The organism is Shouchella xiaoxiensis, from assembly GCF_016907895.1.
GTDB classification, from domain to species: domain Bacteria; phylum Bacillota; class Bacilli; order Bacillales; family Bacillaceae_D; genus Shouchella; species Shouchella xiaoxiensis.
This window is the reverse complement of the sequence record NZ_JAFBCV010000002.1, coordinates 137460-157394: the sequence shown is the minus strand read 5'-3', so window position 1 is coordinate 157394 and position 19935 is coordinate 137460. Positions and strand designations below refer to the sequence as shown.

General features: G+C 40.9%; 19 protein-coding genes. 1 reads left to right on the top strand and 18 read right to left on the bottom strand.

What is annotated here, in order from left to right; all coding sequences use genetic code 11:
• Nucleotides 1–21: 21 nt before the first annotated feature.
• From hslV to rnhB, 10 genes are all read right to left on the bottom strand, one after another.
• On the bottom strand, nt 22–561 hold the full coding sequence (hslV, locus tag JOC54_RS04180) for an ATP-dependent protease subunit HslV (RefSeq protein WP_035419187.1): 540 nt from the start codon (nt 559–561) through the stop codon (nt 22–24).
• Between the two features lie 23 nt (nt 562–584).
• A complete protein-coding gene (xerC, locus tag JOC54_RS04175) occupies nt 585–1487 on the bottom strand; it encodes a tyrosine recombinase XerC (RefSeq protein WP_204464673.1) in 903 nt (300 codons plus the stop codon).
• 65 nt (nt 1488–1552) lie between these two features.
• The gene (gene trmFO / locus JOC54_RS04170) at nt 1553–2863 is read right to left on the bottom strand and encodes an FADH(2)-oxidizing methylenetetrahydrofolate--tRNA-(uracil(54)-C(5))-methyltransferase TrmFO (protein ID WP_204464672.1); all 1311 of its coding nucleotides are present in this window, start codon (nt 2861–2863) and stop codon (nt 1553–1555) included.
• A 158-nt stretch (nt 2864–3021) separates the two neighbouring features.
• Nucleotides 3022–5094 (bottom strand): type I DNA topoisomerase, encoded by a 2073-nt coding sequence (gene topA / locus JOC54_RS04165; RefSeq protein WP_204464670.1) that lies wholly within the window; start codon nt 5092–5094, stop codon nt 3022–3024.
• Nucleotides 5095–5191: 97 nt separating this feature from the next.
• Nucleotides 5192–6100: a DNA-processing protein DprA gene (dprA, locus tag JOC54_RS04160; RefSeq protein WP_204464669.1), complete on the bottom strand. Its 909-nt coding sequence runs from the start codon at nt 6098–6100 to the stop codon at nt 5192–5194.
• Nucleotides 6101–6160: 60 nt separating this feature from the next.
• Complete coding sequence (sucD, locus tag JOC54_RS04155; RefSeq protein WP_035419180.1) at nt 6161–7075, bottom strand: succinate--CoA ligase subunit alpha; 915 nt, start codon at nt 7073–7075, stop codon at nt 6161–6163.
• 18 nt (nt 7076–7093) lie between these two features.
• Nucleotides 7094–8254: an ADP-forming succinate--CoA ligase subunit beta gene (gene sucC, locus JOC54_RS04150; protein WP_204464666.1), complete on the bottom strand. Its 1161-nt coding sequence runs from the start codon at nt 8252–8254 to the stop codon at nt 7094–7096.
• A 133-nt stretch (nt 8255–8387) separates the two neighbouring features.
• Nucleotides 8388–8567 carry a hypothetical protein gene (locus JOC54_RS04145; RefSeq protein WP_204464665.1) on the bottom strand — a complete coding sequence of 60 codons (180 nt, stop codon included), beginning with the start codon at nt 8565–8567 and terminating at the stop codon, nt 8388–8390.
• 70 nt (nt 8568–8637) lie between these two features.
• Nucleotides 8638–9711, bottom strand: coding sequence for a hypothetical protein (locus JOC54_RS04140; RefSeq protein ID WP_204464664.1), 1074 nt, complete (start codon nt 9709–9711; stop codon nt 8638–8640).
• Between the two features lie 11 nt (nt 9712–9722).
• Nucleotides 9723–10508, bottom strand: coding sequence for a ribonuclease HII (gene rnhB, locus JOC54_RS04135; protein WP_204464663.1), 786 nt, complete (start codon nt 10506–10508; stop codon nt 9723–9725).
• Between the two features lie 63 nt (nt 10509–10571).
• Between rnhB and JOC54_RS04130 the strand changes: the two genes are divergently transcribed.
• Nucleotides 10572–11327 (top strand): sulfite exporter TauE/SafE family protein, encoded by a 756-nt coding sequence (locus tag JOC54_RS04130; RefSeq protein WP_204464662.1) that lies wholly within the window; start codon nt 10572–10574, stop codon nt 11325–11327.
• A gap of 23 nt (nt 11328–11350) precedes the next feature.
• Here the strand turns inward: JOC54_RS04130 and ylqF are convergent, their stop codons facing one another.
• The 8 genes from ylqF to JOC54_RS04090 all read right to left on the bottom strand — a co-directional run bounded on the left by ylqF (nt 11351) and on the right by JOC54_RS04090 (nt 19861).
• A complete protein-coding gene (gene ylqF, locus JOC54_RS04125; protein WP_239586588.1) occupies nt 11351–12184 on the bottom strand; it encodes a ribosome biogenesis GTPase YlqF in 834 nt (277 codons plus the stop codon).
• 39 nt (nt 12185–12223) lie between these two features.
• Nucleotides 12224–12784: a signal peptidase I gene (gene lepB, locus JOC54_RS04120; RefSeq protein WP_204464659.1), complete on the bottom strand. Its 561-nt coding sequence runs from the start codon at nt 12782–12784 to the stop codon at nt 12224–12226.
• A 91-nt stretch (nt 12785–12875) separates the two neighbouring features.
• Complete coding sequence (rplS, locus tag JOC54_RS04115) at nt 12876–13223, bottom strand: 50S ribosomal protein L19 (protein ID WP_035419174.1); 348 nt, start codon at nt 13221–13223, stop codon at nt 12876–12878.
• Between the two features lie 132 nt (nt 13224–13355).
• Nucleotides 13356–15191 (bottom strand): arginine--tRNA ligase, encoded by a 1836-nt coding sequence (locus JOC54_RS04110; protein ID WP_204464658.1) that lies wholly within the window; start codon nt 15189–15191, stop codon nt 13356–13358.
• Nucleotides 15192–15324: 133 nt separating this feature from the next.
• Nucleotides 15325–16482 carry an ROK family protein gene (locus JOC54_RS04105; RefSeq protein WP_035419173.1) on the bottom strand — a complete coding sequence of 386 codons (1158 nt, stop codon included), beginning with the start codon at nt 16480–16482 and terminating at the stop codon, nt 15325–15327.
• 27 nt (nt 16483–16509) lie between these two features.
• Nucleotides 16510–18036 (bottom strand): beta-N-acetylhexosaminidase, encoded by a 1527-nt coding sequence (gene nagZ, locus JOC54_RS04100; RefSeq protein ID WP_204464656.1) that lies wholly within the window; start codon nt 18034–18036, stop codon nt 16510–16512.
• A 26-nt stretch (nt 18037–18062) separates the two neighbouring features.
• Nucleotides 18063–18977 carry a carbohydrate ABC transporter permease gene (locus JOC54_RS04095; protein WP_235194525.1) on the bottom strand — a complete coding sequence of 305 codons (915 nt, stop codon included), beginning with the start codon at nt 18975–18977 and terminating at the stop codon, nt 18063–18065.
• The gene (locus tag JOC54_RS04090; protein ID WP_204464655.1) at nt 18977–19861 is read right to left on the bottom strand and encodes a carbohydrate ABC transporter permease; all 885 of its coding nucleotides are present in this window, start codon (nt 19859–19861) and stop codon (nt 18977–18979) included. The genes JOC54_RS04095 and JOC54_RS04090 overlap by 1 nt, the downstream gene beginning before the upstream one ends.
• Between the last annotated feature and the right edge of the window lie 74 nt (nt 19862–19935).

Here is a 19935-nt window from a genome sequence, read left to right as displayed (position 1 = left end):
TCCCTTAGTCGTTTTCCTTATTTATAGTTCTTCGACAATAATCTGGTCGTTTGTATACACACAAATCTCAGAAGCTGTTTTCAAAGACGCTTCAGCTATTTCCTTAGCAGATAACGATGGTGAATAGGTTTTTAATGCCCGACCCGCACTGAGAGCGTAGTTGCCGCCAGAGCCAATCGCCAAAATTCCATCATCTGGTTGAATCACTTCACCAGTACCTGAAACAAGCAATAGATCCGTTTTATCCATTACAATGAGCATGGCTTCAAGTTTTCTTAAAACACGATCACTGCGCCATTCTTTTGCCAGTTCAACCGAAGCACGCTGCAAATTGCCATTGTATTCTTCCAGCTTAGCTTCAAACTTCTCGAATAACGTAAAGGCGTCGGCAACTGAGCCAGCAAAACCAGCTAGAACATTTCCTCGATAAAGCTTACGTACTTTTCGCGCTGTGTGCTTCATTACGACAGCATTACCGAGAGTTACTTGGCCATCACCGGCCATCGCAAATTGATTTTGGTGGGCAATCGCAAAAATCGTTGTCGCATGAAAAGTTTCCATGTCACACACTCCTTTTCTTGAAACTAAGCTCGCGGATGATGTTGTTGATACACAGAAAACATACGTTCTTTACTAACATGTGTATAGACTTGCGTTGTTTTCAAAGATTGATGACCTAATAACTCTTGCACAGTTCTTAAGTCTGCTCCACCGTTTAGTAAGTGCGTCGCAAATGAATGGCGAATATCATGCGGACTCACATGTTTGTGAATGGTCGCTGCCTTTGTCCGTTTTTCCACAATCTTGCGAATGCTCCGATCACTTAACGGACCTCCACGATGGTTTAAAAACAACTGCGAAGTTTGAACAGAGTTCACAAACAAATTCGGTCTTGCTTCATCTAGATAGATTTTAAGTGCATGCTCAGCTATTTTGCCAAAAGGAACGTATCTTTCTTTGCGTCCTTTTCCAAAAACGCGAATCGTACCACTCGTCCAGTGAATTTGGTCAACTTGCAGAAGACTACATTCTGATACACGCATTCCCGTTGCATAGAGCAACTCAATAATCGCTTTGTCTCGTTTATCAAGAATGGTTTCTTGTGGCAATTCCTTCAGCCATTGATCCATTTCTTCTTCATAGAGAAATCGCGGTAATCGCTCTTCTTGTTTTGGTATATGCGCATGTGTGAATGGATTTTCATCTATAAGTTGCTCTCGAACGAGAAATCGCCCAAATGTCCTGAGTGAAGATAACTTTCGCGCGATTGTCCGCTTTGCATACCCTCTATCGACAAGTATACTTATAAACACTCGTACTTCTTGATACGTGACGTCTGTTAATTCAGCTAGTCCTTGCTGCGACAAAAATGCAAAAAATTGCTTTACGTCTCTTGTGTAATGGTCAACCGTCCACGATGAACTGTTTTTTTCCACTTCCAAGTATCGAATAAACCAATCGATCCAAAGTAAGTCCTTTGATCTCACATGATTGTCCTCCCTCTTAGAACTAATAAATTTTACCACAGTTTAAGAGGGAGAAGCAACAATCGTCACACTTCTTTCATAAAATTCTGAATCGACCCTAACGCCCGCTGAGCAAGCGCTTCATAACGATCTTTTTTCGCTTTAATCCGAACATCAAGTGGTGGAACAAGTCCAAAGTTCGCATTCATTGGCTGGAAATTCTTCTTATTTGGCGTTGTAATGTACTGAGCCATGCTGCCAATCATCGTTTCCTCTGGAAACACGTTCAATGCTTGTCCTTGACTTAGCTTAAAAGCATTAATACCAGATATTAACCCAGCAGCGGCAGATTCGACATATCCTTCCACTCCCGTAATCTGTCCAGCAAAGAACAAGTCATCACGTACATTAGATTGATAGGTAGGCTTAAGAAATGTTGGTGAATTCAAGAATGTATTCCTGTGCATAACGCCGTAACGTACAATATCTGCGTTCTCAAGACCAGGGATCATTCGGATTACTTCTTTTTGCGGTCCCCATTTTAGATGCGTTTGGAATCCAACCATGTTGTAAAGTGTTCCAGACATATTGTCTTGCCTCAACTGAACGACTGCATATGGACGCTTCCCTGTTTTCGGATCTTCTAAACCTACGGGCTTTAATGGTCCGAACAGCATCGTTTTACGCCCTCTTTCAGCCATTACTTCGATTGGCATACAGCCTTCAAAAAAGATATCTTTCTCAAACTCTCTTAGAGGAACCGTTTCCGCTTCAACAAGGGCATCATAAAAGCGGTTAAACTCTTCCTCAGTCATTGGACAATTCAAATAGGCAGCTTCACCTTTGTCATAACGGCTTTTTAAGTACACCTTGTCACGATCAATCGTGTCAGCATCAATAATCGGTGCTGCCGCATCATAAAAATACAGGTGTTCTTCTCCACTAATTTCCTTTAACTGCGCAGATAATGCTTCAGAAGTTAGTGGACCAGTAGCAATGATCGTTGGACCATCTGGTATTCTTGTCATTTCTTCGTTTACAACGGTTACATTTGGATGCTCTTTCACATAACGGGTCACACGCTCCGCAAAATCATGGCGGTCAACAGCTAAAGCTCCACCAGCAGGTACAGCAGACTCATCAGCCGCTTTAATGATGACAGAATCAAGCATTCTCATTTCTTCTTTTAACACACCAACTGCATTTGCGAGAGAGTTACCGCGCAAGGAATTACTACAGACAAGCTCTGCAAATTTGTCTGTATGGTGAGCAGGGGTTTGTTTTACTGGACGCATTTCATAAAGGCGAACATGTCCTCCACGCTTCGCTATTTGCCATGCGGCTTCACTTCCAGCTAAGCCAGCACCAATTACATTTATTGTTTGTTGTTCATTCATGCTCATTAACTCCTTTATAGCTTCGCCAAATGTACTCATACAAACGCCTTCACTCCTTAGGCAGAGTGAAGGCTTTATTTCATCAAGTAATCATATCATAGTATCTTTGATGTTACTTTTCAACTAATAGCTTTCAAAAAACGATCATTTTCGACATTTTACTGTTTTTCTTCTTCATAATCACACGAACTGCATGCAACATGCACTTCTTTTTTAGATTTCTTTTCGACAAGAAGGCTGTGACATTTCGGACATGGTCGTGCAATTGGCTTATCCCAAGAAACAAATTCACATTCTGGGTAACGGTCACATCCATAAAAGATGCGGCGTTTTTTACTTTTACGTTCAACAATGTTTCCTTCTTTACACGTTGGACAAGAAACACCGATGTCCTTAACAATTGCTTTTGTATTTCGACATTCTGGGAAATTTGAGCAGGCCATGAACTTGCCATATCGTCCCATTTTATAAACCATCTCGTGACCGCATTTCTCGCAGTCTTCACCAGCTGGCTCATCTTTTATTTCTACTTCTTCCATTTCTTCTTCCGCTACTTTTAAACGCTTTTCAAAGCTTTGATAAAATTGATCGATAATGCCAATCCAATTATCTCTACCGTCTTCGATACTATCAAGATCTTCTTCCATCTTTGCCGTAAATTCAACGTCAAGAATCTCTGGGAAGAATTCAACAATTAAATCGAGAACAATTTCCCCAAGTTCTGTCGGAACAAAGCGTTTTTCATCTAGAGCCACATACCCTCTACGTTGAATCGTATCCAAGGTTGGAGCATAAGTTGAAGGTCTGCCAATACCTAATTCTTCTAGCGTTTTAACTAATCTGGCTTCAGTATACCGCGGTGGTGGTTGAGTAAAGTGTTGATTAGGCGAAATTTCATCCTGTTTAACTACATTTCCTTCAACAAGCGCAGGCAACAGCCTATCTTCTTCTTTTTTATTATCATCGTTTCCTTCAATGTACACTTTCATGAAGCCTGGAAACTTTAATTTTGATCCGTTCGCACGGAAGAGAACACCGTTATTGTCAAGATCAACAGACATGGTATCCATTACCGCTGGCGCCATTTCACTCGCAACTAAGCGCTCCCAAATCAAGCGATATAAACGAAGCTGATCACGTGATAAAAAGTCTTTCATCGCTTTTGGCTCTTGCAGCACAGATGTCGGTCGAATCGCCTCATGTGCATCTTGTGATTTTTTATCTTGCTTCTGTTTACGCTCTTCTTGGCTCACATACTCGGCACCGTAAGTCGATTGGATGTATTCCGTTGTTTCTTGCTTAGCCGTATCGGAAATACGTGTCGAATCCGTACGCATATAAGTAATTAACCCGACTGTTCCTTGCTTTCCAAGGTCAATTCCTTCATATAATTGTTGCGCAATAAGCATCGTTTTCTTCGCACGGAAATTCAGTTTGCGGGCAGCTTCTTGTTGCAAAGAAGACGTTGTGAACGGAGTAACTGGGTTCCGTTTCCGTTCTTTTTTACTCACGTTTACAACTTTGTAGTTATCACCTTTTAGTTGTTTTAGAACGCTGTTCACTTCTTCTTCACTGGCAAGAGTCGTCTTTTCACCGTTTAAACTGTGAAATTTCGCCTCAAACAATTCATCTTCTAAATAAAATTGTCCTTTAATGCTCCAGTATTCTTCTGGTTCAAATGCTTGAATTTCTTTTTCACGATCCGTAATTAATTTTACGGCGACTGACTGTACACGACCAGCACTTAAGCCTTTTTTCACTTTCTTCCATAACAAAGGCGAGATGTTATAGCCCACTAATCGGTCTAAAATCCGTCTCGCTTGTTGTGCATCAACTAAATCCATATTAATTGGTCTTGGGTGTTTAAATGCATCTTTGATTGCTGTTTTTGTAATTTCATTAAACACAACTCGGCAGTCCGAATGCTCATCTATGTTTAAGCTATGTGCTAAATGCCACGCAATCGCTTCCCCTTCGCGATCCGGGTCAGCTGCTAGATAAATTCGCTTTGCCTTTTTTGCCGCCGTTTTTAATTCTTTTAAAACCGGCCCTTTTCCTCGTATCGTAATATACCTTGGTTCAAAGTTTTCTTCTACACTAACGCCCATTTGGCTTTTAGGCAAATCTCGGACATGGCCCATTGACGCTTTAACAACGTATTTTTTACCTAAATATTTTCCAATGGTTTTGGCTTTAGCGGGAGATTCCACGATTACTAAATAATCGGACATGTAAAGCAACTCCCTCTCAAATTATTCTCTATTGATGAAGTAAATCTTCCTCATTATTAAACAGACTTTCCCTATTTGTCAAACGCCAAAAGTTAATTTAAGTAAATCGAGACGGTTCGCTATTTTTCGACATGAACTCCGGCATTGTTTCGGCAAACGTTTCTTGATTACAAATACAATATGCCCCTTGCTGAATCAGTCCATTCACTCCTGCTGATTGTTCTGAGACAATTTGCCCCGGCACAGCAAATACATATCTGCCTTGATCAAGAGCTAAGTCAGCTGTTATAAGCGACCCACTTTTTCGTTTTGCTTCTATAATAATCGTTGCATAGGACATTCCACTGATAATTCGATTTCGTATCGGAAAATGCCATTTTTTTGGCTTAATAAAAGGGGGGTACTCTGTGAGAACAAGATGGTTTGTGGCAATTGAGTGGAATAAAGCTTTGTGTTCAGGAGGATAAATCGTTTGAAAACCCGAAGCCGTAACAGCAATTGTATTTCCTTGATGGGCGATGGCTTGTTCATGAGCAGATCGATCAATTCCTCGTGCTAGCCCACTTACGACCGTAACATTCGCTTCAATTAAAGCTGGTATTAGCAGTTTACTTGTTTCCAACCCATAAACAGTTGGGGTACGCGTGCCCACTACAGAAGCTTTTTTTGTCGCTAACAAGCTTTTATTTCCTTTTGCGTATAGAAGAGTAGGAGGGTTGTAGATTTGCTTCAATAGAGGGGGATAGAGTGGGTCTTCTTGTGAGATACAGTAAATGTCTGCTTCGATGAAGCGATTGGCATATGCTTCTGCATCTGTTTTCTTCAGCCACGCCTTCAGCCGCTCGACGACAGATTCTTTTGCGTTCATTACGTGCATCAACTCCAATGTTGTATAACGGTAAACAGACGTAAGATCTGGATCATATACAAGCAATCGAGCAAATGCTTTATGGTGTTCATATAAAACAGCATGTACATGTGTGAGCCGATTTAGAAAGGTCGACAAGCTATTCAACTCCTTATTTTCAAAAAAGCCCCTTGCAAAAGCAAGGAGCCGTTTTATTGTTTATTTTGCTGTTTCATGAGTGAGGCTTTTTTCGTATAAATCATTCGCTTTAAGAGATTCAATCAATGTTTCTCCCATAACGGATGGTGTTGCAGCAACACGGATGCCACAAGCTTCCATCGTCTTGATCTTTTCTGCAGCCGTCCCTTTACCACCAGAAATAATCGCACCAGCATGACCCATGCGCTTACCTGGAGGTGCCGTTTGACCACCAATAAATCCTACTACTGGCTTTGTCATGTTGGCTTTAACCCACTCAGCAGCTTCTTCTTCAGCCGTACCACCGATTTCACCAATCATGATAACTGCATACGTATCTGGATCATCATTAAACAAAGACAAGACATCAATGAAATCTGTCCCATTAACTGGGTCTCCACCGATACCTACAGCTGATGATTGACCAATTCCTGCTGTTGATAATTGGTGTACCGCTTCATACGTCAATGTTCCTGAACGAGAAACGACACCAATATGACCTTTATGGTGAATGTATCCTGGCATAATACCAATTTTACATTCGTCAGGCGTGATTACACCAGGGCAGTTCGGTCCGATTAAACGAGTTTTCTTGCCTTCCATATAGCGCTTAACGTTAATCATGTCAATGACAGGAATACCTTCAGTAATACAAATCGCTAAATCAAGACCTGCATCTGTCGCTTCCATAATGGCATCTGCAGCAAATGCTGGCGGTACATAAATAACCGTTGCATTTGCTCCTGTTGCATCGACTGCTTCTTTAACTGTATTGAAGACAGGAACACCTTCAATTTCTGTGCCACCCTTACCAGGCGTCACACCACCAACGACTTTTGTTCCATACTCAAGCGCTTGTTTTGTATGAAACAAGCCAGTCGCGCCCGTAATACCTTGAACAATAACTTTTGTATCTTTATTAATGAGAATGCTCATTTGTTAGCTCCGCCCTTCCTATTTCACTAGTGAAACGATTTTTTGTGCGCCATCTGCCATAGAGTCTGCAGCTGTAATGTTTAAGCCCGAATCTTTAAGAAGCTGCTTTCCGAGTTCAACATTTGTTCCTTCTAAGCGAACAACAAGTGGAATTTCTAGACCAACTTCTTTTGTTGCCGTAATTACACCCTCAGCAATAATGTCACATTTCATAATACCACCAAAGATGTTTACGAAAATTCCCTTTACCTTTTCATCAGATAAAATCAATTTGAAGGCTTCGGTTACTTTTTCAGCAGTGGCACCGCCCCCTACGTCAAGGAAGTTTGCGGGATCACCATGATAATGCTTAATGATATCCATTGTCGCCATAGCAAGGCCAGCTCCATTTACCATGCAGCCAATGTTTCCATCAAGAGCGATATAGTTTAAGTCATGTTTTGACGCTTCAATTTCTTTTACATCTTCTTCATCTAAATCACGCAATGCTACGATATCTTTATTGCGATAAAGAGCATTTGAGTCAAAGTTAAACTTCGCATCAAGCGCCATTACTTTCCCATCACCTGTTGTAACAAGCGGGTTGATTTCAGCAATTGATGCATCTTTATCTACAAAGACTTGGTATAAGCCCATCATAAATTTAACAGCTTGCCCAACTAATTCTTTAGGGATATTGATGTTGAATGCAATACGACGTGCTTGAAATCCTTGTAATCCAACCGCTGGATCGATCACTTCTTTGAAGATTTTTTCAGGTGTTTCTTCTGCAACTTCTTCAATTTCCGTGCCGCCCTCTTCAGATGCCATCAAGACCACACTAGAAGTAGCTCGATCTACGACTAAGCCGATATAGTATTCGCTTTTAATGTCGCAACCTTCTTCAACGAGTAAGCGCTTTACTTCTTTACCTGCTGGTCCAGTCTGATGTGTAACAAGCGTTTTTCCTAGAATTTCATTCGCATATGTACGAACTTCATCTAGATTTTTCGCAACCTTTACACCGCCAGCTTTTCCACGTCCACCTGCATGAATCTGAGCTTTTACAACAGATACAGACGAGCCTAGTTCTTTTGCTGCTTCTACTGCTTCGTCAACAGAGAATGCTACTTTTCCGTTTGGAACGGCTACTCCGTAAGAACGAAGAATTTCTTTACCCTGATACTCATGGATATTCATTCTCTCTCCAGCCTCCTGTAATAACGTGTGGCTTTTCCCCACACGAGAATTTTCGTGTTAAGACGAAATCCTTTTTCATTTTAGCACTTTTTTACGTGCTTGGGGAGGGGTAACCGCTATCATTGCGACAATTTCATTCATTTTCATTGTTTTTCTTGGTTTTTTTTGCCTGTTTTTCTTGTTTTTTCGCTTTGTCATTTCGTTGAAACAACGCTTTAAGCCCTTTCACAACTTGATCTTGCTCACTTGCTGGACTGTGCTGACCAAATTCACTAGAAAATTCTTCAGACTGCGTCTCTTTTTTCTTAGTCATTTAATCACTCCTCAATTGACCCTTATTATTGCTAGTATTAACCGTTTTGAGGCAAATATGATTAGTTGTACTATAGCCGCATATCGACACCCGTTCGATTCGTACCTAATGGTGTTTCTATTACCTGTTTAATCCACTTACAACTTGTAAGTACAAAGCCTTGTTCTGCTAACTTGCGTTCATATCCTTTCTGTTTAGCAGAAAACCAGCTCGGTTCGTCTTCCTTACTCCGAACTGCGAGAAATAACTGATTTTCTTTCAAGCGAATCAAGATCGATAAGTAGCCAAACATGGACACAAATCCTTGCAGGTGAATCATCACAATCTCTTTTTTTTCACCTTCATTGGTAAAATGAACAACCCAATCTGTCCCCCACTTCGAAACAAAACAATAGTGGCTTTCGTGGAAGGCATTTGGAATCAACAACATCAGCTCCAGTTTTGAAAAAAGTTCGTTATAAGCTTGGTTTACATTCACTTTTTCCCTCATTTTTCTTAGCTCTGTCACTAACTCCTGTTGCACATAAGACAACGATGTAAGCGATTGAATGGTGAACGGGTATACTTGCTGAAACAACTCCGTCTCTCGTGCATTCATTGTATGAATACATGCTTTTACAAACGACCAAGCATCTTCATTCTCTTTTTTCATGATAACGGAAAGTACTTGCGCAATCGTTTCGTCATTATTATTTAACGCAACCGTTCCTTTTAAGCTTGCTGAAGTGAGTGGAAGGTGCTTCGTTTTTATAAATGAAAGAATCGAGACCCACTCTGCTAGAGAGAGATTATCTTGTTTCTGGATCTCCTGCGCCTCCTTTATCATTGCTTCTGAAAAGGGACATTGAATTTGCTCAAAAAGGGTGAGCAGCGTTAAGACAAAACGGTTCGGTCTCACACCCCAACAATCCAATAAATGAGTGTATGTCGCCCCCGTTGTTAATACATGTAATGCCGGGGTCAATCCTGTTTGCTCGATTTGAAACCAATAGGTCTTACCTAAATCAAGTGATGCCGTTAACTTTGCAGTAACCATTGAATGTCCGATTAACAGTTGAACGAGATCTTGCCGCGGAAATCGTTTATTGACTAAACCACGGATGACGGCATCCTTCTGCCAATGATTTATTTGAACCGGTTCCACCGTTATCACTCCTAACGATCGTTTATGTACAAGAGACCAGCTGCTTTTTCCATCACCGGCTTAAATGAACGTCGATGTTCTTTCGTTACACCATGCTGTTCGATTGCCGTTAAATGTTTCACCGTTCCGTAACCAGCATGGTCATTAAAGCCATATTCCGGATAGGATTCCGCTAACCGTTCCATATAGTCATCACGCCATACTTTCGCTAATACAGAGCTAGCGGCAATCGATAGACTTTTAGAATCGCCTTTAATTAAAGACATTTGTCCAATTGGGATTGGTAATGTAATAGCATCAAGTAATAAGTAATCAACAGGTAGCTCTAACCCGTTGATGGCAGCCTGCATCGCTTTTTTTGTCGCCTCGAGTATATTGATTTGATCAATTTCTAGAGCAGAAACGGATGATATATGATAAGCAAGTGATTGCTCTTTAATAGAGTTTGCAAACTCTTCTCGTTTCGCTTTTGCTAGTTTCTTAGAATCGGTTAACCCAAGCAATTTAAAATCGAGGGGGAGGATACAGGCACAAGCCGTTACTGGCCCAGCTAACGGGCCTCTTCCAACTTCATCTACGCCGCATATGAACTGGTAGCCTTTTTCTCTTAGGTCCTGTTCAAATTGCCACATGTCATCGTGCATCGTGACTAAAGTACGCTCTTTTTCTAGCTGCCGCTCATAACGATTTAATAGAGCCTGTACCCCTTTTCGGTCGTCCTTACGTAATTCCTCAAGCTCTTTTTGGTCAAATTTATGTTGAACCAATTGTTCGCGTAACGCATGAATGGATTGCATGAATAATACCTGCCTTATTTATGCTATAGTATGTAAAGATTGTTATGTGAGGGGTTTGTTCCAGTGTTCATTTTTGAAATGATTTTATTAATTGGTGTCGGCTTTATAGCTGGAGTGATTAACACTGTATCTGCTGGTGGTTCATTAATTACCTTACCAGCCTTGCTATTTCTAGGGATTCCATCCACTGAAGCCAACGGAACAAACCGTGTTGCCATCGTCGTTCAAAGCTTAACATCCTTTTTTACCTTCGTCCGAAAAGGACAGGTAAAATTAAAAGGCAACGCCAGTATATTAATAGCTTCTACACTGGGAGCGATCTTTGGTGCACTTTCTGCAATAACTGTTTCAGATGACTCGTTTATGCTTATTCTTGCTTTTACTATGGTTGTCACCTTATGTTTCATCATCTGGAATCCCGTTAAAGCGATTAATCGTCCAAGCACTTTAACACCACTTGCCTATGCGCTAGGCACAGCTGCCTTTATTCTCATTGGCTTCTATAGTGGCTTTATTCAAGTAGGCGTTGGGTTTTACATCATGATCGTAGCCATTTTACTTTACAAAAAATCGTTTGTCGAGGCGACATTCCTCAAAATTATCGTTGTGGGCTTATCGGTCTCGATCTCCCTCATTATTTTTGCCGTCAATGGACAAGTATTATGGGAAATTGGTCTTATTTTAGCGATTGGTAACGCCTTAGGTGCCTGGGTAGGTAGTAAAATGGTTCTTCTTCAACGTACAGGTTGGATTCAGTTTATCTTAATTGTAACGGTCATCACTCTAGCAGGTCGTCTTTTGTACGAAGCGCTCGCTTAAAAAAAGAATCGCGGCTTGATTCATCAAGCTTGCGATTCTGCTTTTTCCAGCGTTACCTTTCCAATCGTCCCACTTCTTAACTCACGGAGAATAAGTTCTGCTGTTTTATCATAATCAACAAGGCCACCTTTAACAATGCAACCACGTTTTTTCCCAATTTCATCAAATAATTGACCCACATCTTCACTATCAACCGGTAACTCAATCGCGTAGCGGTTCTGCAACTGCTTTGGGTAATCCTCAGCTAGTAGCCGAAGCGTAAATGCAGCCACATCACCATAATCAAGCAGTTCATCCTTAATGGCTCCTGTTGCAGCCAGTCTGAGACCTACTTCTTGATCATCAAACTTTGGCCAAAGAATCCCCGGTGTATCGAGTAAATCAAGCTGATTCCCTACCTTTATCCACTGCTGTTGTTTTGTTACACCTGGTCTATCGCCTACTTTTGCTTGGCGTTTATTCACGAGTCGATTAATGAGTGTTGATTTTCCTACGTTAGGAATTCCGAGAATAACCGCTCGCAATGCCCTTGGTTTCATGCCCTTTGCTTCCCACTTCTCATAAAGAGCGTGTGCAAGCTTTTGACAGGCGGGAGCAATTTTTTTAATCCCCTGCCCTGTCTGTGAATTAATCGCGAGAACTTCTGCACCCTGCTTGCGAAAATAAGAACTCCACTGTTCTGTTTGTTTTTCATCTGCCAAGTCTGCTTTATTAAGTAACACCAAACGTGGTTTCTGATCAACCAATTCTTCAATAATTGGATTTTGTGATGACATCGGGATGCGCGCATCTAATAACTCAATAACAACATCAATCATTTGCAATTTCTCTTTAATTTCCCGACGCGCTTTGGCCATATGGCCTGGATACCACTGAATTGTCTTCACTACATACACCTACTTCTTATTTACAATTGTCATATTATCTAATGGATAAAAAATCAAATTGGCTTTGCCGATAAACTCTGTTTTTGCAACAACGCCAATATCTCTGCTATCTTTACTTAATCGACGATTATCGCCCATTACAAAATAATGTCCTTCTGGAATGGCATCTAAGCCTGTAAGTTCTTTTAAAGTAAAATCTCCCGTTAACGGCTGCTCACCATGTAAGGTTGCTTTTAATTTATCTAAAAAAGGTTCATCAACTGGATTTCCATCGATATACAAGGTATCGCTCTCATAAGAAAGCGATTCTCCCGGAAGACCTACGATTCGCTTAATATAATCTTTTCCACTTGGTGCATGAAAAACAACGATGTCAAATCGTTCTGGCTTTAAAAATGTATAGCCGACTTGATTAACGATCATTTTGTCACCTGTGTCAAGGGTTGGCTGCATCGAATGACCTTCAACAATGATGGGTGCAAGTAAAAAAATTCGAACAGCTATTGTAATTAGAAGAGCTAGACTAATTATTTTTGCCCATTCCGTTGTCGGGGACTTACGTACGTTCAATGCATTCTCCTCCTTTTAATCCATCATACCATGTTTATAGAGAAACCTATCAAAAAAAAGCACGGCATAAGCGCGTGCTTTCTTTGTCTGATTATCGACGAATCTCTTTAATACGTGCTTTCTTACCACGAAGATTACGCAAGTAGTAAAGTTTCGCGCGACGTACTCTACCTTGACGCTTCACTTCGATCTTTTCGATCTTCGGTGAATGTAATGGGAATGTACGTTCAACACCTACACCGTATGAGATTTTACGTGCGATAAACGTTTCGCTGATTCCAGCACCGCGACGCTTGATCACGACACCTTCAAAAAGCTGAATACGCTCACGAGTTCCCTCCACTACTTTTACGTGGATTGAAAGCGTGTCTCCTGGACGAAAATCCGGGTGATCTGTACGCAATTGCTCATTAGTGATTTCATTAATTAGGTTGCTCATCGTATTGTTCCCTCCTTCCGTACAGACATTCATGCCATCATACCAGCAGCGGAACATCGTAATCTCGCTAATGAATACTCATTAGTCACAACCAATATCATAGCATATTCATTCTACAATCTCAATAAGTAACTAAATCTTTTTTTGACTTGGCAAACCAAGAATGGCAAACACATCTTCAAGCTTTTGAATGACCAACTGCGTTAGTAGAACACGACGCTTCTGCTCATCTTCATTTGCCTTTAAGACAGGACATTGCGAATAAAAGCGATTGTAGAGACTTGCCAGTTCAAAAGCAAATGTACAAATCAAATTAGGTTCTAGTGTATGAACGGCTTTTTGGAAAGTTGTCGTCCAGCCCGATAAGTGCTTAAGCAACGCTCTTTCACTATCTGCCGCTCTTGCAAACGACGCTCCATCTGCCGAAATGTTTGCCCCTTCCGCTTTCTCTGCAATACTGTTTGCCCGTGCATACGTATAAACTAAATAAATGCCCGTGTTCCCCGTCACCTGTGTCGCTTCATCTAAATCAAACACAATGTCACTCGTTGTATTATAACGAAGCATATTGTAACGAATGGCTGCAAATGTTAACGTTTCGACTGTTTGTTCATTTGCTTGAGGACTTTGAACACGTACAGCTTGCTTCATTTCTGTTATTAAATCATTAATTTTTATGCCGATTCCTTTTCGACCCGACATCGCGTATACATCTTTATCCGCTTGCACTTCTAATCCCAACCGCTTGGCTGTTTGTTTACTGAGCGACACAACCCCGTAAGGTACATGATGAAGCTGATTTGCTTGTTCTTCGTAGCCTGCAGCGAACAACGCTTGCTTTACGACTTTCTGTGGATACTCCTGGCGATAGTCAATCACATTGATCACAGCATCCGCTTGTCCGAATTCAGCCTCGATTCCATCTGCATTGGTTGTCCAAAGCTCATTTGTTTTCGGTTTATATAAGAAATTACGCTCAAGCAAACCAAATTTCCACATATGATAAGCAATATCTTTAGCCGTGTATGTTAAGACGCCATTGGAGCGAACTAAGATCTTATCCGCAAGGTGAGCCGACTCTTCTAAGTCGTCTTCCACATCCTCACCAGTTCGAATGACCCAACATCCAGCCTGAGGCCCACTTTCCTGTTTGAAAAAAACATCTGTTTGTTTGAGCTTTTCAAACGCTTCTTCCCAAAACCCTTTTCCAACAATGTCTCTTTCCCACACAAGTAAATCATAATCAATGCCAAATTGACCCATTTCCTCAATGTGCTCCGATGCCAGCTTGTCGGCAACCGCGTAGCCTAGCCAAGCAATGCTGTTGTTCCCCGCTTCAAGCTTATGAAGAATATCATCCCTCACGTCTGTTGAAAGTTCATTCGCTTCGTATGCTTGATTAAGCGATGAATAGATCTCCCAGCAGTAGTCCCCAAAACGCGCAGCTGGTTTACTTGATTCTGTGTGCAGTAAAGCTGTCACCGTATCCGCTAATTGATTCCCCAAATCATCTATATAGTTATGTACCTCTACTTCGGAACCCGCTAATTGGTGGATGCGTACAAGCGTGTCTCCGATGCACGCATTGCGCAAATGCCCAATATGAGCTGATTTGTTGGGATTAATCGACGTGTGTTCAACAACCACTTTTCTTGGGTTCGTTGCCCATTCATTTACCGTTGCTTCATTTAATTGAATTTGATCCCAATCGATAAAAAAGTTAATAAAGCCTGGGCGCACAACATCGACTTGATTAATCGGAAGCTCTTTTCTCTCAAGCTGTGCTTTTAAATCCATGGCAATCTCAAATGGATTTTTCTTCGCGACGCGCGCCAATTTCATCGCCACATTTGTTGAATAATCACCATGAATAAGCTGAGCAGGCTGTTCTAATTCGATTTGTATTTGGTCAGAGTATGTTCCCGCTGCATCTTGAATCGCTTTTGATAATTGCTGTTCCAATTGCATCAGCAAAACCACCTTTTTCTATTTTTGCTAATCAGTATAGCATGCCGAATTCGCTAAGGGGAGTCGTTTTCCGTTTTTCTTCCAAAAAAAGACTACATTTTCTGACAGAAAATGTAGTCTAGCAAGTATGTATCTAAGAAAACTGCATTTCTTTGAATATATGGTGCAATGCTAGTCTTGCCGCACCTAGTGATGGGCCCTTTTCTTTCCAATAAGACTTTTCTAAGCAAATCGACACATTCGTCGTTTTTTCTAATTCTTGCAGTAAATGAAGCATGTATTCAAAAAAGAGATGCTGTTCGGCAATCCATCCATTCACTAAAACCTTTTCAGGCTTAAGCAATAAAGCATAGTTGCACAATAATGTTACGATATCGTGCGCAATCTTTTTTGCTTCGCTAAGATAGGGGTCTTGATTCTGCTGAAAAGCAAGCGTGAAGAAACGGTCAATGACAGAGTGATTGTCTAGCGTATCGGTAAATTCGTGCGGATAGCGCTGACGTAACCCTTTTGACAAATTATAAATTGAATACACGTTTAATGGTTGAAAAATGGTCTTTTCATCATCAAATGCACTTGCCATGATCGAGTTTCCTGTTTCACCTGTATCATAAATTTCATTTCTGAGAATAATACCCGTTCCTACGCCTCGACTTAACAACGTATAGACCAAGCTATGACAACCTACGGCATTCCCACTGCACTGCTCAGCAAACGCTGCTGCATTGACGTCATTAACAAGATGGATCGGCACTTGAAATACGTTTGCGACAAGATCATGTAGTGGATAATGTCTCACATTCAAATTGTAAGAGAAAACAATTTTTTTCCGTTCCTCATCAAGAATACCTGGTAGAGAAATGCCAATTCCTTTTATTTCATCGAGATTTAACTTCTGTTCTCTTATGAATACATCCAACAGCTTGGGCAAATCAGCTAAATTCTCATCAGTTAACTCACCCATTCGTTGCGTAACAAGGAGTTCCCCTCGCAAATTTAACAAAGTCAGTTCAGTCGCAAAGCTAAGATCAACACCAACGACAAATCCACCACGGGCGTTAATTTCCAATAACGTTGCTTTCCTACCAACACCTTCACCAACTGAACCCGTCTCTATTACAATGCCTTCATGTAGGCTTTCTTCAATTAAGGTCGATACTGTGGTTGGACTTAACCCTGTTTTTTGAACAAGATCTGTTCTGGAAATAGGTGCAAAAAGATTGATAAGGCTTAATAACTTTGATTTATTGTATTGCTTCAGCAGTTTCTGATTTCCTTGCCTTGCTTGCATATGAACTCCACTCCATTCCCTGCCGCTTTAACTGTATTCGAGTGCAAAGGCCTCCATACTCGATTCGCCAGTGGAACAGATCAGCACAGCTGTATGCTCATCCGGGATCACATCACAATCATATGGATCGCGTAGGACGAGCACAATGCAGTCTTTATGATTCAACCGACGTAATAACGCTTGTTGCTCAGTGAACAAATGTGCGTTAATTGTACCGATAATAACGACTTCTTTCTCGTTCACTTTTTTTACTAGTTCTTCTATCTCTTCATTCGTTGGTTTTAATGATAGCGAAAAGGTATCTACTTGTAAATGACTGAGCTTGTCCGCCAATGGAACTTGCTTTCCTCCAGTCGAATCAGCAGGAGTCAACGCTTCAAGATCAGGCAAAATCAACGCATAGGAGCGCTCTTGCTGAAGCGGAAGGAGATGCTTCGGATCCCGCTCTAATTGTAGACTTTGCTTGGCAAGATCCAACGCTTTTTCTTTCCATTCCACCTCAGGAATTGGCTCTGCTTTTAGCTGGTACCGTTTCACAGCTTGTTTCATTTGTAACAAGCGTTCAACCGACTCATCGATTCGCTCTTCTGTAATTCTACCTGATTCTACTGCAGCAACTAAGCCATTAAAAACCTCTTGCTGAAATGCTGGCGAGTGACAAATTAACAGTTGATCAACCCCCGCTTCAACAGCAAGCACACCAATTTCACTAGCAGGAAAGTGGTCTTTAATGGCGTTCATCTCCATGTCGTCTGTGCAGATTACTCCAGTAAACCCTAGTTTTTCACGCAAGATCTCCGTCATCCAATAATGCGACATTGTCGCTGGCAACCCCTTGGACTCTTCTACTTGATCATAGATGACATGGTTGACCATAATAGCATCCACACCCTCTTCAATCGCACGCTCAAATGGCGGAATGATCTTTGTGAAGATATCTTCTTTGCTTAAACTGCATGTGACCGAACCTAAATGTGAATCTGCTTCCGTTTCCCCATGACCAGGGAAGTGTTTTGCTGTTGCCGCAACCCCAGCATCATGGATGCCTTGTATGTATCTAGCACCATACTCACTAACAAGTTCCGTATTCTCACCGTAGCTCCGTACACCAATGACCGAATTCTTTCGATTTGTATTGACATCAAGGATTGGAGCCCAGTCAATCGCTACTCCATGCGCAGCCATCATGCTCCCAAGTAGCTTTCCATTTTCATAGGCTAACTGAGGATTTTTTTTAAGTCCGAGAGCGCGATTTCCTGGAACGGAAGGAAAAAAACGATCAAGTGTCGAAAGGGTTCCACCTTCTTCATCTAAAGCGAGTAAGAACGGTTTTTCATAGCCTTTTTTTTGATAGTAATCATGAACCTCACTAAATAAAGTAAGTAACTGTTTTTTGTTTTCAATGTTATATGGATAAATACTCATGCCACCAAAAGGTAATTGCGAAAATCGCTGATCAAATTTTTCATCGATGAAATTACTTGGTGAACCCATCGAGAATAGAAACCCTACTTTTTCCCGAATGGTGGCGTTTATCATTTCTTTCGTAATCACTCGTCATCCCTCTTTCTTCTATAAATTTAAGACTTTATTGCTCCAGAAACGAGTCCAGATATAATTTGCTTTTGGAAGAAAATAAAGAGAATAAATACAGGGAGGAGCGACACAACAGAAGCTGCCATTAAATTCCCCCAATTTGTGTTGTTTAAGAAACTAAACTCCGCTAACCCTAATGGTACGGTCCTCATTTCCGGTGAAGTTGTTAAGATTAATGGCGATAAGAAGTCATTCCACGAGTTCAAGAACGTCATAATCACAAGAACGGCAACAATCGGTCTTGCTAATGGAAAAATGATTTGCCAAACAATCCGGAATTCTGACGCCCCATCTACTTTTGCTGCATAAATCAATTCATCTGGTAAACCCGAGATGTATTGCCGCATGAGGAAGATACCAAAAGGCGTAACGAGTGTTGGCACAATTAAAGCGCGGTACGTGTCAATCCAACCAATATTCTGCATTAGTTGAAACACCGGTATCATCGTGACTTGAAAAGGAATCATGAAGCTTGTTAGCACCAGAATAAATATCATGTTTTTTCCAGGAAACGTCATTTTAGCAAACGTATAACCGACCATTGTACAGAAAAAAACATTTCCAATGACAATGGACGATGAAATAAACAAACTATTTCCTAGATAACGAGCAAAGTTTCCATTTGAAAGTACCGTCACATAATTATCAAAAGATGGACTTTTCGGCAGAATATCCGCTAATGTACGTAAAACAACTCCGTCTGTTTTTATTGAAATACTCACCATATATAAAAAGGGAATGAGCATGACACTTAATGGAATTAACAAGAGTAGAAACAACACAATCTCTCGCGGCTTATAGTCAAAGAATTTTCGTCTTGGTTTCTTTTTTTGTCCAATAGGCGGTTCTTTATCTTGCATTAGAAGCGGCGCTTTCGGCTGGTGTGATGGCTGATTCATCAGTCTCCAACCCCCTTATTAATTCCCATAATCTTCAGCATCAAGAGCGACACACCCATTATAATGACAAACAATACATAGGCAGTAGCTGATGCTGGTCCAAACTGGAACTGTCTAAACGCTTGTTCATATAAAAAGAACACAATCGTTGTTGTTGAATTTAACGGTCCACCGCTCGTAAGCGTATAGACTTCAGGAAAAACTTGAAAGGTGTTAATCGTGTTTATCACAATAACAACAATCGCGATCTGGCGAATATGTGGCATTGTCACATGCCAGAATTGTTTAATGCGCGAGGCACCATCGACTGTTGCAGCTTCGTACAAGTCTTTTGGAATCGATTGCAGCCCAGCTAAAAAAATGAGCATGTAAAACCCACATGACATCCAGACGGATAAGCCCATTAACGAAGCAAGTGCCGTTCTTGTATCCATTAACCAATTCATTGTCGGTAAGTTAAATACATTCAACACCATATTTAAAAAGCCTGAAGGTGAATACATGAAGTTAAACATCATTGATACAACAATTATCGATGTTACAGTAGGTAAGAAAAATCCAACACGGAAAAAATTCTTGAATGGAATTCGTTGGTTCACTGCAAGCGCTAATAAAAGAGCAATTGAGACCGTAAAAGGAATGGTACCTACTACATAAATAAATGTGTTGATTAATGCTCGTCCGAATACCGGATCCTGAAATAAATTCGTATAATTAGCTAAGCCAACAAATTCCATCTCTCCCCGTAAGATTTTCACATCATGAAAACTGTAGATAAAGGATTGGATTAATGGATAGACACTAAATACGGCAAAAAGTATAAACCAAGGAAGTAAAAAGATATAAGCCATCTTATTACGTTTCATTGCGATCCAAGTTGACACAGTCACACCTCCATGATAAAAGCGATATCCCTCGTTCAATACGAGGGATATAACTTTTTCAAAAATTGTTGCTT

Coding starts and splice junctions, on each gene's coding strand:
- JOC54_RS04145 (WP_204464665.1), bottom strand. CDS start 8,567: ATGACTAAGAAAAAAGAGACGCAGTCTGAAGAATTTTCTAGTGAATTT.
- rnhB (WP_204464663.1), bottom strand. CDS start 10,508: ATGCAATCCATTCATGCGTTACGCGAACAATTGGTTCAACATAAATTT.
- sucD (WP_035419180.1), bottom strand. CDS start 7,075: ATGAGCATTCTCATTAATAAAGATACAAAAGTTATTGTTCAAGGTATT.
- trmFO (WP_204464672.1), bottom strand. CDS start 2,863: ATGAATGAACAACAAACAATAAATGTAATTGGTGCTGGCTTAGCTGGA.
- JOC54_RS04105 (WP_035419173.1), bottom strand. CDS start 16,482: ATGCAAGCAAGGCAAGGAAATCAGAAACTGCTGAAGCAATACAATAAA.
- rplS (WP_035419174.1), bottom strand. CDS start 13,223: ATGAGCAACCTAATTAATGAAATCACTAATGAGCAATTGCGTACAGAT.
- topA (WP_204464670.1), bottom strand. CDS start 5,094: ATGTCCGATTATTTAGTAATCGTGGAATCTCCCGCTAAAGCCAAAACC.
- hslV (WP_035419187.1), bottom strand. CDS start 561: ATGGAAACTTTTCATGCGACAACGATTTTTGCGATTGCCCACCAAAAT.
- ylqF (WP_239586588.1), bottom strand. CDS start 12,184: ATGGCCAAAGCGCGTCGGGAAATTAAAGAGAAATTGCAAATGATTGAT.
- JOC54_RS04110 (WP_204464658.1), bottom strand. CDS start 15,191: ATGCAATTGGAACAGCAATTATCAAAAGCGATTCAAGATGCAGCGGGA.
- JOC54_RS04095 (WP_235194525.1), bottom strand. CDS start 18,977: ATGAATCAGCCATCACACCAGCCGAAAGCGCCGCTTCTAATGCAAGAT.
- sucC (WP_204464666.1), bottom strand. CDS start 8,254: ATGAATATCCATGAGTATCAGGGTAAAGAAATTCTTCGTTCTTACGGA.